Origin of the sequence: Kribbella sp., assembly GCF_035655035.1 — a bacterium.
Taxonomy (GTDB): domain Bacteria; phylum Actinomycetota; class Actinomycetes; order Propionibacteriales; family Kribbellaceae; genus Kribbella.
Window position 1 is genome coordinate 1 of sequence record NZ_DASRVN010000315.1, and the last position, 15,289, is coordinate 15,289.

Annotated in this window: 12 protein-coding genes; all 12 read right to left on the reverse strand. The window is 70.3% G+C overall.

The genetic code is table 11. The features are described from left to right. Nucleotides 1-50 precede the first annotated feature (50 nt). Nucleotides 51-1,361, reverse strand: a complete 1,311-nt coding sequence (gene ftsZ, locus VFF46_RS18055; RefSeq protein ID WP_414673068.1) for a cell division protein FtsZ — start codon at nt 1,359-1,361, stop codon at nt 51-53. 150 nt (nt 1,362-1,511) lie between these two features. Further along, on the reverse strand, nt 1,512-2,252 hold the full coding sequence (locus VFF46_RS18060) for a cell division protein FtsQ/DivIB (protein ID WP_325038305.1): 741 nt from the start codon (nt 2,250-2,252) through the stop codon (nt 1,512-1,514). Between the two features lie 18 nt (nt 2,253-2,270). Continuing rightward, on the reverse strand, nt 2,271-3,731 hold the full coding sequence (murC, locus tag VFF46_RS18065) for a UDP-N-acetylmuramate--L-alanine ligase (protein WP_325038306.1): 1,461 nt from the start codon (nt 3,729-3,731) through the stop codon (nt 2,271-2,273). Then, nucleotides 3,728-4,816, reverse strand: coding sequence for an undecaprenyldiphospho-muramoylpentapeptide beta-N-acetylglucosaminyltransferase (murG, locus tag VFF46_RS18070; RefSeq protein ID WP_325038307.1), 1,089 nt, complete (start codon nt 4,814-4,816; stop codon nt 3,728-3,730). The genes murC and murG overlap by 4 nt, the downstream gene beginning before the upstream one ends. Before the next feature lie 22 nt (nt 4,817-4,838). Continuing rightward, the gene (gene ftsW, locus VFF46_RS18075; RefSeq protein WP_325038308.1) at nt 4,839-6,086 is read right to left on the reverse strand and encodes a putative lipid II flippase FtsW; all 1,248 of its coding nucleotides are present in this window, start codon (nt 6,084-6,086) and stop codon (nt 4,839-4,841) included. Between the two features lie 4 nt (nt 6,087-6,090). Beyond that, entirely contained in the window at nt 6,091-7,524 is a 1,434-nt protein-coding gene (murD, locus tag VFF46_RS18080) for a UDP-N-acetylmuramoyl-L-alanine--D-glutamate ligase (RefSeq protein ID WP_325038309.1), read from the reverse strand. Further along, nucleotides 7,521-8,621, reverse strand: a complete 1,101-nt coding sequence (gene mraY, locus VFF46_RS18085; protein ID WP_325038310.1) for a phospho-N-acetylmuramoyl-pentapeptide-transferase — start codon at nt 8,619-8,621, stop codon at nt 7,521-7,523. The genes murD and mraY overlap by 4 nt, the downstream gene beginning before the upstream one ends. Next, a complete protein-coding gene (locus VFF46_RS18090) occupies nt 8,618-10,009 on the reverse strand; it encodes a UDP-N-acetylmuramoyl-tripeptide--D-alanyl-D-alanine ligase (RefSeq protein ID WP_325038311.1) in 1,392 nt (463 codons plus the stop codon). Before VFF46_RS18090 ends, mraY begins: the two co-directional genes overlap by 4 nt. Continuing rightward, complete coding sequence (locus tag VFF46_RS18095) at nt 10,006-11,544, reverse strand: UDP-N-acetylmuramoyl-L-alanyl-D-glutamate--2,6-diaminopimelate ligase (protein WP_325038312.1); 1,539 nt, start codon at nt 11,542-11,544, stop codon at nt 10,006-10,008. The genes VFF46_RS18090 and VFF46_RS18095 overlap by 4 nt, the downstream gene beginning before the upstream one ends. Nucleotides 11,545-11,612: 68 nt before the next feature. Further along, entirely contained in the window at nt 11,613-13,844 is a 2,232-nt protein-coding gene (locus VFF46_RS18100) for a penicillin-binding protein 2 (protein WP_325038313.1), read from the reverse strand. Between the two features lie 4 nt (nt 13,845-13,848). Then, nucleotides 13,849-14,541, reverse strand: coding sequence for a hypothetical protein (locus VFF46_RS18105; RefSeq protein WP_325038314.1), 693 nt, complete (start codon nt 14,539-14,541; stop codon nt 13,849-13,851). After that, the coding region (gene rsmH, locus VFF46_RS18110; RefSeq protein WP_325038315.1) for a 16S rRNA (cytosine(1402)-N(4))-methyltransferase RsmH at nt 14,541-15,289 on the reverse strand (749 nt) is incomplete at its 5' end. The genes VFF46_RS18105 and rsmH, both read right to left, overlap by 1 nt.

A 15,289-nucleotide genomic window follows, 5' to 3' on the forward strand; every position in this document is an offset into this window, starting at 1 on the left:
CCCGCGTGGTGACCACTCGACGAACCCGCATGCCACGAAGCCTAATGAAGCTACCGCCTCATGAACGGCGGGACGTCGACCTCGTCATCCGGGTCGTCGGTGACCGGAACGGCCCGGCTGGGCAGCGAGCCGGAGCCGTTGTGACCCATCGGCGGCCGGGAAACCTGGTGGCTGGAGGGCACCTGCGGCGCGGTCGGCGGCGGGTACTGGCGCTCCTGCGATGGCACCGGCTGGCTCGGCGCGGCCTGGTAGCTGGGGTTCTGCGCGGGCATCGTCCTCGGCTCGGGCCGGGGCTCGGGCTGGCGCGGTTGCGGTTCCGGCTCGCGCAGCTGACCCGATTCGGCGCTGGCCATCGTGGTCGAGCGCGGGTTCGGGCTGGTCACGGCGCGCGGGTCGAGCTTTTTGTGGGTGGGCATGCCCGAGTCGAACCCGGCCGCGATCACGGTGACCCGTACCTCGTCGCCGAGCGAGTCGTCGATGACCGTACCGAAGATGATGTTGGCGTCCGGGTGCGCGGACTCCTGGACCAGCGAGGCTGCCTCGTTGATCTCGAACAGGCCCAGGTCGGAGCCGCCCGCGATCGACAGCAGCACCCCGTGCGCACCCTCGATACTTGCCTCCAGCAACGGAGACGAGATGGCCGCCTCGGCGGCCGCGACCGCCCGGTCCTCGCCGCGCGACGAGCCGATGCCCATCAGCGCGGAGCCGGCGTTCGACATCACGGCCTTGACGTCGGCGAAGTCCACGTTGATCAGACCCGGGGTGGTGATCAGGTCGGTGATACCGGAGACACCCTGCAGCAGCACCTGATCGGCCTGCTTGAACGCGTCCAGCACCGAGACGGCCCGGTCGGAGATCGTCAGCAGCCGGTCGTTCGGGATCACGATCAGCGTGTCGACCTCCTCGCGGAGGGTCGCGATACCGTCCTCGGCCTGAGTGGCGCGACGCTTGCCCTCGAACGAGAACGGCCGGGTCACCACACCGATCGTCAGCGCGCCCAGCGACCGGGCGATCCGCGCCACCACGGGCGCGCCGCCGGTGCCGGTACCGCCGCCCTCGCCGGCCGTGACGAAGACCATGTCGGCGCCCTTCAGCGCCTCCTCGATCTCCTCGGCGTGGTCCTCCGCGGCCTTCTGCCCGATCGCCGGGTTCGCCCCGGCGCCGAGGCCGCGGGTCTCCTCCCGGCCGATGTCGAGCTTGACGTCCGCGTCGCTCATCAGCAACGCCTGGGCGTCGGTGTTGATGGCGATGAACTCAACGCCCTTCAGACCGTGCTCGATCATCCGGTTGACGGCGTTCACGCCGCCTCCGCCGATGCCGACGACCTTGATGAGTGCCAGGTAGTTCTGCGGTGCCGCCACGTCCGCGCCTCTCGCCTCGTTCGTTTCCCGTTGTCCAGCGAAAAGACTGAACCTCAAGTGGATGCTTAGACTTATGTCAACTTTAGATTACGCGGAACGCTACGGGACGCTTCCCGTGAAAGTCCACGCGCCTCGCCGCGATGTGACCCGTCACCGTTTTTCCCCTTTGGTGACAGGGAGATCGGGCGCCGAGACGTCGTACACCTTCGCGTCCCGCTTCATCAGTACGCTGAGTACCCCGGCCTTGCGCGCACTGTCATCGGAACTGCCCCAGACGACCTTCACCCCGGAGTTCAGGTTCAGGGTGATCGAGTCCGGTGACGTCGCTGTGATCGATCCCACCTGCTTGCGCAGGGTGTCCGGGAGCGCCGCCGAAACCGTCACCACCGAATGGATCGTGACGTCGCGCCGGACCCCGATGACCTTCGCCTCCGGCAGCCCGGCCGGCCGGTCCGGCACCGTCCGGTACGACGTACCGGTGGCGTCCACCAGCTCGAACCGCGAACCGTCGGTGACCACCACGACCGCGACCCGTTCGGTGACCACGATCACGATCTTCCGCGGCCACGCCCGGGTCACCTGGGCGTCCGCGACCGCCGGGATCGTCCGCACCCGGTCCGCGATCGCCCGCAGGTCCACCTTCGCCAGCGGGGTGCCGATCGGCGCCGCCGCGGTTTGCTCGATCGTTGCCACCGGCACCGTGTCGGCGCCGCTGATCCGGACCCCGGAGACCGCGAACGCCGAGGAGAAGTAGAACAGCCAGACGACCAGACCGGCCAGCACGACCAGTCCCCCGCCGACGGCCCAGGGCAGCCAGCTGCGCCATCGCACCAGCCGTTGCCGGCGGGCGAATCGCTGCTGTGCCCGAGCCAGATCGACGCTCTGGCTCATTCGACGAACCCCACGCTTTTACTTCACCACAGGCTCGACGGCCTTCGGCGCAGGCTCGCGGGTGGCGGCGCGTTCGGCCAGCAGACCAACGACTTCCGGGCCGATCAGCGTCACGTCGCCGGCCCCGAGCGTGACCACCAGGTCGCCCGGCTCGGCCAGGTCCGCGACCAGCTGCGGCACCGCGGACCAGGACGGCTCGAACCGGACCTGGTCAGGCTTCAGCGGCACGTGGTTGGCGATCAGGGCCCCGGTGACACCGGGCTCCGGGTCCTCGCGGGCCGCGAACACGTCCATCACCACGACCTCGTCGGCCAGTGCCAGCGCCTCGGAGAACTCGGTGGCGAAGATCCGCGTCCGGCTGAACAGGTGCGGCTGGAAGCAGGCGATCACGCGCCCGTCGGCCGCCACCTGCCGGGCCGCGGTCAGGTCGACGGCCAGCTCGGTCGGGTGGTGCGCGTACGAGTCGAACACCCGCACGCCGTCCTCGAGTCCCTTGAACTCGAACCGGCGGCCGGTGCCGGTGAAGGCGGCCAGCCCTTCGGCCAGGTCGGCCGCGGAGAACCCGAGCCCGAGGCCCGCGCTGAGGGCGGCGGACGCGTTCAGCGCGTTGTGCTTGCCGGCCTGCTGCAGGCTCACCACCGGCAGCTTGCGGCCGCGGTACACCGGCACGAACGACTGCGTCGCCCCGGTCGCGGTGAGCTCGGTCACCCGCAGGTCCGCGTCGCCGGACTCGCCGTACGTCCGGACGTCGATCCCGAGGTCCCGCGCGTACGCCGCCAGCCGCCGCGCGCCGGCGTCGTCCTGGCAGATCACCATGAAGCCGCCGGGCAGCACCCGGGCGCAGAACTCCTCGAAAGCCCTGCGGTAGCTGGCCTCGTCGCCGTAGTTGTCCAGGTGGTCCGGCTCCACCGACGTGACGATCGACACCTCGGGCGAGTACGTCAGGAACGACTTGTCCGACTCGTCCGCCTCGGCGACGAACAGGTCACCGTTGCCGTCGTGCGCGTTCGACCCGGATTCGTTGAGGTTGCCACCGATCGCGTACGACGGGTCGGCGCCGCAGTGCTGCAGCGCGACCGTGAGCATCGACGTCGTGGTGGTCTTGCCGTGCGTACCGGCGACCGCGATCGTCCGGCGGCCGACCATCACCGAGGCCAGCGCGGCGGCCCGCGGCAGGATCGGGATCCCGGCGGCGCGGGCGGCGACCACCTCGGGGTTGGTCTCGCGGATCGCGGTGGACACCACGACGGTGTCCACGGCGGCGATGTGCTCGGCCGCGTGCCCGACCCAGCAGGTCGCGCCGAGCGCCCGGAGCGCGGCCAGCACCTTGCCGTCCTTGGCGTCCGAGCCGGACACCTCGATCCCGCGGGACGCCATGATCCGGGCGATCCCGGACATGCCGGCGCCGCCGATGCCTACGAAGTGCACGCGGCCCAGCTTCTCGGCCGGCAGCAGCGTGTCAGGAGCGGTGACGATCACGACCCAGACCTCACCACATCGAGGATGATCCGCGCCAATCGCTCGTCGGCGTCGGTCCGGATCACACCGGTCGCAGCTGTGGACATGGCTGTCAGACGCGCGCGGTCGAGCAGAAGTTGCGGCACGTTCGCCCGCACCCAGTCGACGGTGAGGTCGGCGTTGTCGATCAGTACGCCGCCGCCGACGTCGACGACCGGCTTCGCGTTCAGCCGCTGCTCACCGTTACCGATCGGCAGCGGGACGTAGATCGCCGGCAGGCCGACGCCGGACACCTCGGTGACCGTGTTCGCACCCGAGCGGCAGACCACCAGGTCCGCGGCGGCGTACGCCAGGTCCATCCGGTCGACGTAGTTCAGGACGACGTACGGCAGCGGGCCGGTCCGCGGGACCTCGAGGGTGTTCTTCGGGCCGATCGCGTGCAGGACCTGGATGCCTGCGGCCTGCAGGTCCGCGGCCGCGCCCGACACCGACTCGTTGATCCGCTGCGCGCCCTGTGAGCCGCCGGTCACGAACAGCGTCGGCGCGTCCGGGTGCAGCCCGAAGAACCGCCGGGCCTCGGCGCGCAGCGCGGCCCGGTCCAGGGTCGAGATCGCCCGCCGGATCGGCAGCCCGACGTACTCCGCGTGCGGCAGGTCGGAGCCCGGGAACGAGGTCTTCACGTGCTCGGTGCAGTACTTGGCGGCGAACTTGTTCGCGATCCCCGGCACGGCGTTGCCCTCGTGCACGACGATCGGCGTCTTCCGCCGCCAGGCGGCGACGTACGCCGGGGTGGACACGTAGCCGCCGAAGCCGACCAGGACGTCGGCCTTCGCCTCGTCGAGCGCCTTCCGGGCGGCGCTCACCGAGGCGAGCATCTTCCCCGGTACGGCGAACAGCGCGGGGGTCGGCTTGCGCGGCAGCGGCACCGGCGGGATCAGCTCCAGCCGGTACCCGGCCTCCGGCACCACCCGGGTCTCCAGGCCGCGCTCGGTGCCGAGGGCGAGGATCTCGACGGTCGGGTCGATCCGGCGCAGAGCGTCCGCCGTGGCGATCAGGGGTGAGGTGTGGCCGGCGCTACCGCCACCGGCCAGAACGATGCTGGGCACAGCTTTCAACGCTCCCGCGGTGTCATTTGTACGTTCGCCGCGAAGGCAGCCAGCCGAAACGAGGTCGCCGGGTCTCTTTCAGGGCGGCCTGCGCGCCGGGCTCGGCCTTCGCGAAGGACAGCAGCATGCCGATCGCGATCAGCGTCGGCAGCAGTGCGGAACCACCGTACGACAAAAGCGGGAGCGGGATACCCACGATGGGTAGCAGTCCGATCACGGCGCCCAGGTTGACCAGCGTCTGGGACATCAGCCAGACGGTGATCCCGGCCGCCGCGTAGCGGACGAACGGCTGCGTGTTCCGGGTCGCGATCCGGACACCGGCATAGGCCAGCGTGAGGAACAGCGCGAGCACGGTGAGCGACCCGACCAGGCCGAGTTCCTCACCGATCACCGAGAAGATGAAGTCGGTGTGCGCCTCCGGCAGGTTGCTCCACTTCTGCCGGCTGTTGCCGATCCCGACACCCCACCAGCCGCCGGTGGAGAGCGCGTAGAACGAGTGGTACGCCTGCCAGCCGACACCGGTCGGGTCACCGAACGGGTTCAGGAACGACGTGACGCGCTGCATCCGGTACTTCTCCGCGAACACGAAGTACGTCGCCACGCCACCGACCACAGCGATGGTCGTGGTGAACAGCCGCGCCGGTGCGCCGACGACCCAGATCATGCCGATCATCACGGCCATCAGGACCAGCGCGGTGCCGAGGTCGTGCTGCCCGATCACGATCGCGATCACCAGACCGCAGACCGGCACCATCGGCACCAGCAGATGCTTCCACTGGGTGAGCAGCTTCTCCTTGCGGGCGTACAGGTCCGCGCACCACATCACCATCGCGAGCTTGGCGAACTCGCTCGGCTGGATCTGCAGCGGGCCGCCGAGGCTCAGCCAGTTCGTGTTGCCGTTCACGCCGACGCCGAGGCCCGGGATGTAGGTCAGCACCAGCAGGAACGTCGACCCGAGCAGCGCCGGGTACGCGAGCATCCGGAAGTGCCGGGCCGTCATCCGGGAGGCGACGTACGCCATCGGAAGGCCGGCGGCCGCCCAGATGAGCTGGCGACTGAAGATCGTGTAGCTGCTGCCGTACACGCGCAGCGACAGCACGCTGGACGCCGACAGCACCATCATCAGCCCGAGCACCAGCAGCAGGCCGGTCGCGCCGAGCACGATGTGGTACGACGTCAGCGGCCGGTCCAGCACGTCCCGGATCGCCGCGATCCAGGCACGCTCGCCGGTTTCCTTCTTCTGGTCCGGCCGGTCCGCGATCGAGGTCACCCGATCACCCCAGTCGGCGGACTGCTTCGGCGAAGGCGTCGCCGCGGGCTCCGTAGTTGGCGAACATGTCCCAGGACGCGCAGCCGGGCGCGAGCAGCACGGTGTCACGCACCTGTGCGAGCCTCGCCGCCTCCCCCACCACGATCTCCATGGCACCAGTGTCGGTTGACTCGACGACGATCCTCGGGACATCCGGTGCGTGTCGCTCGAGAGCTTCGGCGATCACTTCCTTGTCCTGGCCCAGCAGGACCACCGCGCGCAAACGTTCGCGGGCCGCGATCACGAGGTCGTCGAAGGTCGCGCCCTTGGCCTGGCCGCCGGCGATCCAGACCACGTGCTCGTAGGCCAGCAGCGAGGCCTGCGCGGCGTGCGGGTTGGTCGCCTTCGAGTCGTCGACATAGTTGACCCCGGCAACCTCCGCGACGTGCGCGATCCGGTGCTTGTCCGGCCGGAACCCGCGCAGCGCGTCCCGGACGGCGGTCGCCGGTACGCCGAACGCTCGCGCCAGTGCGGCCGCGGCCAGCGCGTTCGCGACGTTGTGCGGCGCGGGCGGGTCGATGTCGGCGATCGAGGCCAGCTCGAGCGCGGAGGTCTTGCGCTGCTCGACGAACGCGCGGTCGACGAGCAGGTCGTCGACGAGCCCGAGCATCGAGAGTCCCGGCGTACCGAGGGTGAAACCGATCGCGCGGCAGCCCTCGACCACGTCGGCCTCCTCGACCAGGTGCTCGGTGGCCGGGTCCGCGACGTTGTACACGCATGCGACCTGGCAGTTCTCGAAGATCCGGCCTTTGGCCGCGGCGTACGCCTCGAGCGATCCGTGCCAGTCGACGTGGTCCGGGGCGATGTTCAGTACGGCGGCCGAGTGTGCCGACATCGAGTGCGTGAAGTGCAGCTGGTACGACGACAGCTCGACCGCGATCACGTCGTACGGCTCGGGGTCCATGACGGCTTCCAGCAACGGCAGGCCGACGTTGCCCGCGGCAACGGCCCGGTGGCCGGCCGCCTGCAGCATCGCGGTCAGCATCTGCACGGTCGTGGTCTTGCCGTTGGTACCGGTGATGCACAGCCAGGGCGCGGCGTTCGCCGGGTCCCGGAGCCGCCAGGCGAGCTCGATCTCGCTCCAGATCGGCACCTCGCGCTCGGCCGCCTGGGCGAGCAGCGGCGCGTGCGGCGGTACGCCGGGCGACGTGACGACCACGTCGACGTCCTTCGGCAGCTCCTGCGTACTGCCCGGCCCGAGCGTGATCGTGGCGCCGAGCGTCTCCAGGATCCGCGCCTTCTCGCGGAGCGCCTCGGTGTCCCGGTCGTCCAGTACGACGAGGTGCTCCGCGCCGGCCTGGAGCAGGGAGTCGGCGCAGGCGTAGCCCGCCGTACCGAAGCCGAGCACCACGAACCGGGTGGTCGCCCACCCGTCGTCGGTGCGGGTGGCGAGCGTCATCCGGTCACCCACTCGGCGTAGAAGAGCCCGAGGCCGATCACCACGCACAGGCCCTGGATGATCCAGAACCGGATCACCACGTTCACCTGTTCCCAGCCGAGCATCTCGAAGTGGTGATGCAAAGGTGTCATCCGGAAGATCCGTTTACCGACACCGGTGGCACGTTTGGTGATCTTGAAGTAGCCGACCTGCAGGATCACCGACGCGGTGATGATGACGAACAGGCCGCCGAGCACCAGCACCAGCAGCTCGGTGCGGGTCATCACGGCCATGCCCGCGAGCGCGCCGCCGAGCGACAGCGAACCCGTGTCGCCCATGAAGATCTTGGCCGGCGACGCGTTCCACCACAGGAACCCGAACAGCGCCCCGGTCAGACACGCCGCGACCACCGCGAGATCACGCGGATCCCGTACTTCGTAACACTTGGCGCCGACGCCGCGCTCGGTCGCGCAGCTCTGGTTGAACTGCCAGATGCAGATCAGCGTGTACGCGCCGAACACCATCATCGAGGCGCCGGTGGCCAGGCCGTCCAGGCCGTCCGCGAGGTTCACGCCGTTCGACATGCCGGCGATCAGCAGCAGCACCCAGATGATCACCAGGATGAGCGGCAGCTCCAGCCAGCCGATGTCGCGGATGAACGAGATGAACGGCGACGCCGGCCGCTGCCCGCGGTCGTCCGGGAACTGCAGCGCGAGCACCGCGAAGATCACCGCGACCAGTGTCTGGCCGGCCAGTTTCGCCTTGCTGCGCAGGCCGAGGCTGCGCTGCCGGAAGATCTTGATGAAGTCGTCCAGGAACCCGACCGCGCCCATCCCCGCGAACAGGAACAGCACCAGCAGCGCCGAGGCGCTCGGCGCGCTGCCCGCGCCGGTGGTCAGCATGACGAAGAGCTTCGCGCTGAAGTACCCGACGATCGTGGCCGCGATGAACACGGTGCCGCCCATGGTCGGCGTACCACGCTTGATCATGTGCGACTGCACACCGTCTTCGCGGATCTCCTGGCCGTAGCCACGGTTGGCCAGCCACTTGATCGCCCAACGGGTGCCGATCAGGGTCAGCACCATCGAGACGGCGCCGCCGAACAGGATCGAGATCACTGCTGTGCCTCCACCAGGGCATCTGCGAGGCTGCGAAGTTTGGCCGCCTTCGAGGACTTCACCAGTACGACGTCACCCGCGCGGAGCTCGGAGCGGAGCAGCTCCAGCGCCTCCGGGATGGTGTCGACGTACGTGGACTCGTTGCCCCACGAGCCTTCGAGCGACGCACCGAGATGCATCGGCTTCGCACCGCGGCCGACCACGACCAGCCGGTTCACGTCCAGTCTGACGGCAAGCCGGCCGATCGCGTCGTGCTCGGCGCCCGAGGTGTCGCCGAGCTCGAGCATTTCGCCGAGCACCGCCCAGGTCCGGGCGCCGCGGGAGCGGCCGATCGCGACCAGCGACTTCAGCGCGGCGCGGGTCGAGTCCGGGTTCGCGTTGAACGCGTCGTTGATGACCGTCACGCCGTCGGCCCGCTCGATCAGCTCCATCCGCGCGGCGGACACCCGCTGCGCGGCGCTCAGACCGTCGGCGACCTGCTCCGGCGTCAGCCCGACCGCCAGCGCAACCGCCGCGGCAGCCAGCGCGTTGGAGACGTTGTGCTCACCGATCAGCTGCAACTGGACGGCGCTGCTGAACTCCCCGATGTGCAGCGTGAACGCCGGCCGGCCCTCGCCGTCGACCTTCACGTCGGTGGCCCGGACGTCCGCCTCGGGCGCCTCGCCGAATGTCAGCACCCGCTCCTGGGTCCGGCTCCGCATCGCGGCCACCCGGTGGTCGTCGGCGTTCAGTACCGCCGTACCGCCCGGCTGCACCGACTCGATCAGCTCGCCCTTGGCGATCGCGATGTTGTCCTGGGACCCGAACTCGCCGATGTGCGAGGTGCCGACGTTCAGCACCAGACCGACCGCCGGCGGCGTGATGCCGCTCAGGTAAGTGATGTCGCCGGTGTGCCGGGCACCCATCTCGGCGACCAGGTACTTCGTGTTCGCGGTCGCCTGCAGCGCGGTCAACGGGTGGCCGAGCTCGTTGTTGAACGAACCCTCCGGGCACACCGTCTCGCCGTACGGGCGGATCAGCTGGCCGATCAGGTCCTTCGTACTGGTCTTGCCGGTCGACCCCGTGAGGCCGATCACGGTCAGGTCCGGCAGCCGGCCGATCACCAGCCGGGCCAGGTCGCCGAGCGCACGCTCGGTGTCGTCGACGACGATGCACGGGCTACCGTCGACCGGCCTGGTGGTGAGCGAAACGGTGACGCCGGCCGCGGTCGCCGTACCGACGAAGTCGTGACCGTCGACGCGCTCGCCGGGCAGCGCGACGAACAGCCCGCCCGGGCGGGCGTCCCGCGAGTCGATCGTGACCGCGCCGTCCACCAGCGCCGCGGGGTCGCCCCCGACCAGCGCACCGTGGACGACATCGGCGATCTCGCCGCAACTGACAGGGATCACCGATCTGCCTCCAACAGCTCACGCACGGTTTCGCGGTCGTCGAACGGGTGGATCACACCGCCGACCTCCTGGCCTGTCTCATGACCCTTGCCGAGAACGACCACGGTGTCACCCGGGCCGGCCAGCCGGATCGCCGACGCGATTGCCCGCCGGCGGTCCCCGATCTCGTGCAGGTCCACGTCCGGTACGGCCTCGCGGGCGCCGGCCAGCGCCGCGGCCCGGATCGCGGCGGGGTCCTCGCTGCGCGGGTTGTCGTCGGTGACGATCACCACGTCGGCCGCCTTCGCCGCCGCGGCGCCCATCGCGGGCCGCTTCCACGGGTCCCGGTCACCGCCGCAGCCGACGACCGCGAACAACCGGCCCTTGGTCGCACCCCGCGCGGCCCGCAGCGCCAGCGCGACCGCGTCCGGCGTGTGCGCGTAGTCCACGATCACCGCCAGCCCGTCCTCGCGGGTGAACAGCTCCATCCTCCCCGGCACGCTCGCGGTCCGCAGCCCGGCCGCGATCGCCTCGGCCGGTACGTCGAGCTGCCGCAGCATCGCCGTCGCGAGCAGCGCGTTCGCGACGTTGAAGTCGCCCGGCAGCCCGATCTCGACCGTCAACGTCTCCCCCGGTCCCTGGATGTCCAGCACCGTGGTGCCGTGCTCCGAGCGGTGGCGGTGCGTGACGGTCCAGTCCGCCTCGCCGTTCACCGACACGGTGACCAGCGGTACGACGGTCTGCGCGGCGAGGCGGCGCCCGTACTCGTCGTCGATCGTCACCACCGCGACGTCACAGCGCTCCGGGGTGAACAGCGAGGCCTTCGCCTGGAAGTACTCCTCGAACGTCTTGTGGAAGTCCAGGTGGTCCTGCGTCAGGTTCAGGAAGCCCGCGACCGCGAACCGCGCGCCGTCCACCCGGCCCAGCGCCAGCGCATGGCTGGACACCTCCATCGCGCACCACCCGACGGCCCGCTCGCGCATCACCGCGAACAGCGCCTGCAGGTCGGTCGCCTCCGGCGTGGTCCGGACGCTCTTCACCACCTCGTCGGCGACCCGCGTCTGGATGGTCCCGATCAGCGCCGTCGGGCCGAGCTGCCGCAGTACCGAGTCCAGCAGGAAGCTCGTCGTGGTCTTGCCGTTGGTGCCGGTCACCCCGAGCAGCCGCAGCGCGCTGGTCGGCTCACCGTAGATCCGGGACGCGACCGCGCCGAGCACGCTGCGCGGCCGGTCGACGAACAGCACCGGCAGACCGGTGGCCGCGGCGCGGTCGGCGCCGGACGGGTCGGTGAGTACGGCGACGGCGCCCGCCTGCCGGGCGGTCGCGACGTACTCCGCACCGTGCGTGACCGCACCGGGCAAGGCGGCGTACAGGTCGCCGGGAAGGATGGAACGCGAGTCGAGGGACACGCCGGTCACAGCCACCGGCGACGTTGCCGGGAGCTCCGCCCTGAGGTGGGCATGGGCGACGTTCGCGAGGTCGGCGAGGCTCACCGGCACGACGTGCCGGGGCCGGATCGCTGCGACCGCGCCGCCGGCGGCGGTAGGGGTGGACACGGGCCCTGAGGCTACCGCCACGGGCCCTGTGACTCCTACCTGACCCTGCGTCACCAGCAGCTGGTTCATCACCAGGTGAGCGGGATGTTCGGCTGCGCCGCACCGGTCGGCGGTACGACGTACTTCTGCAGCGCGTAGCTCATCACGTCTCGGAACACCGGTCCTCCTTGAAAACCTCCACCGCGGGCACCCACGGGATCGTGCAGTACGACGTACGTGACGAACCGTGGGTTGTCGGCAGGAGCGAATCCGGCGAAAGAAGTCGCCCAGGCGCCGTACTTGCCGGTGCCGGGGACGACCTGCTGCGCGGTGCCGGTCTTGCCGGCCACCAGGTACCCGTCGATCGCGGCCATCGGCGCGGTGCCCTTCTTGGCGGTCACCGACTCCATCATCGTGGTGACCTCCTTGGCGGCCTGCTCGCTCACCACCCGGCGGGACGGCGCGGTCTGGTTCGGGGTCAGCGAACCGTCGGCGTTGATGTAGTTGCGGACCAGCTTCGGCGGCTCGTACACGCCGCCGTTCGCGACCGCGTTCACCGCGGCGGCCTCCTGGACGGCGTTCACCGACAGCCCCTGGCCGAACGCGACGTTCGACCGGGTGATCTCCGGCCACTCGTCGCCCGGGGCCAGCCGGCCGTTCGTCTCGCCGGGGAAGTTCAGCCCGGTCGGCTCGCCGAAGCCGAAGTTGTGCAGGTACTTCACGAACTGCGCGATCGGCATCCGGTGCGAAAGCATGATCGTGCCGACGTTCGACGACTTCGCGATGATCCCGGAGACGGTCAGCTTCATCGGGCCGTGCGACCAGTGGTCCTTGATGGTCCGGCGCTGCACGTCGATGCTGCCCGGCACCGTGAGCTCGGTCTTCAGGTTGATCAGGCCGGCGTCGGCGAGCGCGGCCATCGTGACCACCTTCTGCACGCTGCCCGGCTCGAAGCTGCGCTCCAGGGCGGTGTTGCTCAGGTCCGAGGCGTTCTTGGTCGGCTTGTTCGGATCGAACGACGGGTAGTTCGCGAGCGCGAGCAGCTCGCCGGTCTTCACGTCCAGCACGACGACCGTGCCGGCGCTCGCCCGGTACTGCTGGACCGCCTGCTGGATCCGCTTCTCGGCGAAGAACTGCAGGTCGGTGTCCAGGGTGAGCTGCACGCCGAGGCCCGGCTTCGGCTCCTGGACCGTGTGGTTCGCGTTCGGGATCTGGTTGCCCTTGGCATCGACCTCGTAGACGGCCTTGCCGTCCTGGCCGGAGAGCTTGTCGTTCAGGCCGTACTCGAGACCGGACTGGCCCTTGCCGTCCTTGCCGGTGATACCGACCAGGGTGGACGCGATGCTGCCGTTCGGGTGGCTGCGGATCGGGTCTTCCTCGGTGTACAGGCCGCCCAGCAGCTTGGCCTGCTGCTCCTGCGGCTTGCCCCTGTTCTGCTTGTCGATCGGTACGTTCTCAGCCTTGATCTCGGCCTGGATCGCGCTCCACGTGGTCGGGCTGACCTTGCGCGCGACGTACGCGAACCGGCCCGGGCCGGACATCGACTTGATCAGTCCGGCGACCGTCGTACCGGGCAGCTTCGGCGCCAGGATCGCGGCCAGCTGCTGCGCGACCGGCTTGGTCTGCTGCGGGTCGGCGGTAATCGCGACCGCGTCCTCGGTGACCGCCAGCTCGACGCCGTTGCGGTCCTGGATGGTGCCGCGGTCGGCGTGCAGGATGAACGCGCGGGCGTTCTCCTTGGTCGCCGCCGCCGCGTAGCTGTTCGGGTCCACGCCCTGCAGCAGCACGAGCCGGCCGGCGAACAGTGACAGCACGAACGCCATCACCCCGAACGTCAGCCGCAACCGCAACGCCGGCCGCCCCAGCCGCAACATCCGCGGCGCCTTCTTCACCTTCGGCTTCGCCGGCCGAGCCTGAGGCCGCTTCTGCGGCGGCCGCTTGGCCGAGGCCTTCTTCACCGGCCGCTTCGCGGCACCCTTCTTCGCAGCCGCACCCCGGCCCGCCCCAGCAGTCTTTTTGGCTGCCGCCGGCCGTCCGGCGGCAGCCGCCGCCTTGGCGCGCGGCGCAGCCGCGCTTCCGGCGTCCGCTCGAGCCGCCTTCGCCCGGCCGTCGCCGCTCGACGCGGTGCGGCGCGCGGCGGACCGCTTCTCCTCTTCTGCTTTGCGCAGGAGGCGGTCCCGGGTGGACTCGGGGCGCTGCGGGCTTGTGCGGGCACTGTCCGTAGCGGACGGCCGACGGGGCTGAGCCTTGCGGGGTGGATTGCCCCGGCCTGGTTCGGTACCGCGCTTGCGTGGCGGCTCGTTTCCCCGTCGGTCCGTCATCCGATCATCCCCGTGTGGTCGTTGCGGGCTTCGTCGTCCTGGCCGGTGGCTTGGTGGTGCCGGCCGGCGGCTTGGTGGTGGTCGTGGTGTGCGTGTTCGCGGCCCCGGTCCCCGGCTTGACCGGTATCACCGGTTTGACGGGCGTCACCGGTTTGACCGGTTTCACCGGCGTGACCGGCTTGACCGGCTTGGTCGTGGCCTTGACGGTGGTCTTGGCCGTGGTCTTGGCGGTCGTCTTGGCGGTGGTCTTGGCGGGCGTCTGCTGACCGAACATCGCCGTACCGGCGCCTGCCTTGCCCTCCGCCGGTACGCCGAGCACGCGCCCGTCGGACAGCCGCAGGAACACCGGGTTCGGGTTCGGCACCATGCCCATCCGCAGCGCCCGGTCGGACAGGTTCTGCGGCGACTCCAGCGCCCGTACCTGCTTCTCCAGCTGTTGCTGCTGGTCGCGCAGGTCGCTCGCCTGGCTGTTCAGCTTGGTGATGCCGAACGTGCCGCTCTGCAGCTGCGTGTTCAGCAGCAGCAGACCGACCAGCCCGGCGGCCAGCAGCGACACCACGAAGATCACGAACGGCATCCGCGGCGGCCGGAACGGCGCGCCGTACACCACCCGCAGCCGCGGCTGCTCCTTCTTCGCGCCTGTGTTGCCAGGGGCCGGCGTCACCCGTGCTTTCTGCGGGCTGAAGACGGTACTCATCAGGCCACCAGTCCCTTCTCCCGGATTCGCATCGCCGCCCGCACACGCGCGGAGGCGGCCCGCGGGTTCGCCGCGACCTCCTCCGCGGTCGGCCGTTCGGCGCCCCGGGTCAGTAGCTTCAGATACGGTTCGTGCCCGGCCGGGATCACCGGCAGGTCGTCCGGTACGTCGGACTTCGTGCCCGGCGCGAACGCCTGCTTGGTGATCCGGTCCTCCAGCGAGTGGTAGCTCATCACCACGATCCGCCCGTGCAGCGCGAGCGCGTCGAGGGCGGCCGGCAGCGCGCGACGCAGAACGTCGAGCTCGCCGTTCACCTCGATCCGCAGCGCCTGGAAGGTCCGCTTCGCCGGGTGTCCCCCGGTCCGCTTGCCGGCCTGCGGGATCGCGTCCCGGACCAGCTCGGACAGCCGCGCGCTGTTCGTGAACGGCTCGGCCGCCCGCTCCCGGACGATCCGGTCCGCGATCCGGCGGGCGAACTTCTCCTCGCCGTACTGGAACAGGATCCGGGCCAGGTCGGCCGCGCTGTACGTGTTCACGATCTCGGCCGCGGTGGTCCCGCGGGTCGGGTCCATCCGCATGTCCAGCGGCGCGTCCTGCGCGTACGCGAACCCGCGGCCGGCCTCGTCCAGCTGCATCGACGAGACGCCCAGGTCGAACAGGATGCCGTCGATCGCCGGTACGCCGAGATCCGCGAGTGCCCGCGGCAACTCGTCGTACACCGCGTGCACGAGAGTGATGCGTTCCCGGT

What these genes read in the sequence shown, in the direction of transcription:
- murD (WP_325038309.1), bottom strand. Translation starts at nt 7,524, where the DNA reads ATGACGCTCGCCACCCGCACCGACGACGGGTGGGCGACCACCCGGTTC.
- VFF46_RS18105 (WP_325038314.1), bottom strand. Translation starts at nt 14,541, where the DNA reads ATGAGTACCGTCTTCAGCCCGCAGAAAGCACGGGTGACGCCGGCCCCT.
- VFF46_RS18060 (WP_325038305.1), bottom strand. Translation starts at nt 2,252, where the DNA reads ATGAGCCAGAGCGTCGATCTGGCTCGGGCACAGCAGCGATTCGCCCGC.
- VFF46_RS18100 (WP_325038313.1), bottom strand. Translation starts at nt 13,844, where the DNA reads ATGACGGACCGACGGGGAAACGAGCCGCCACGCAAGCGCGGTACCGAA.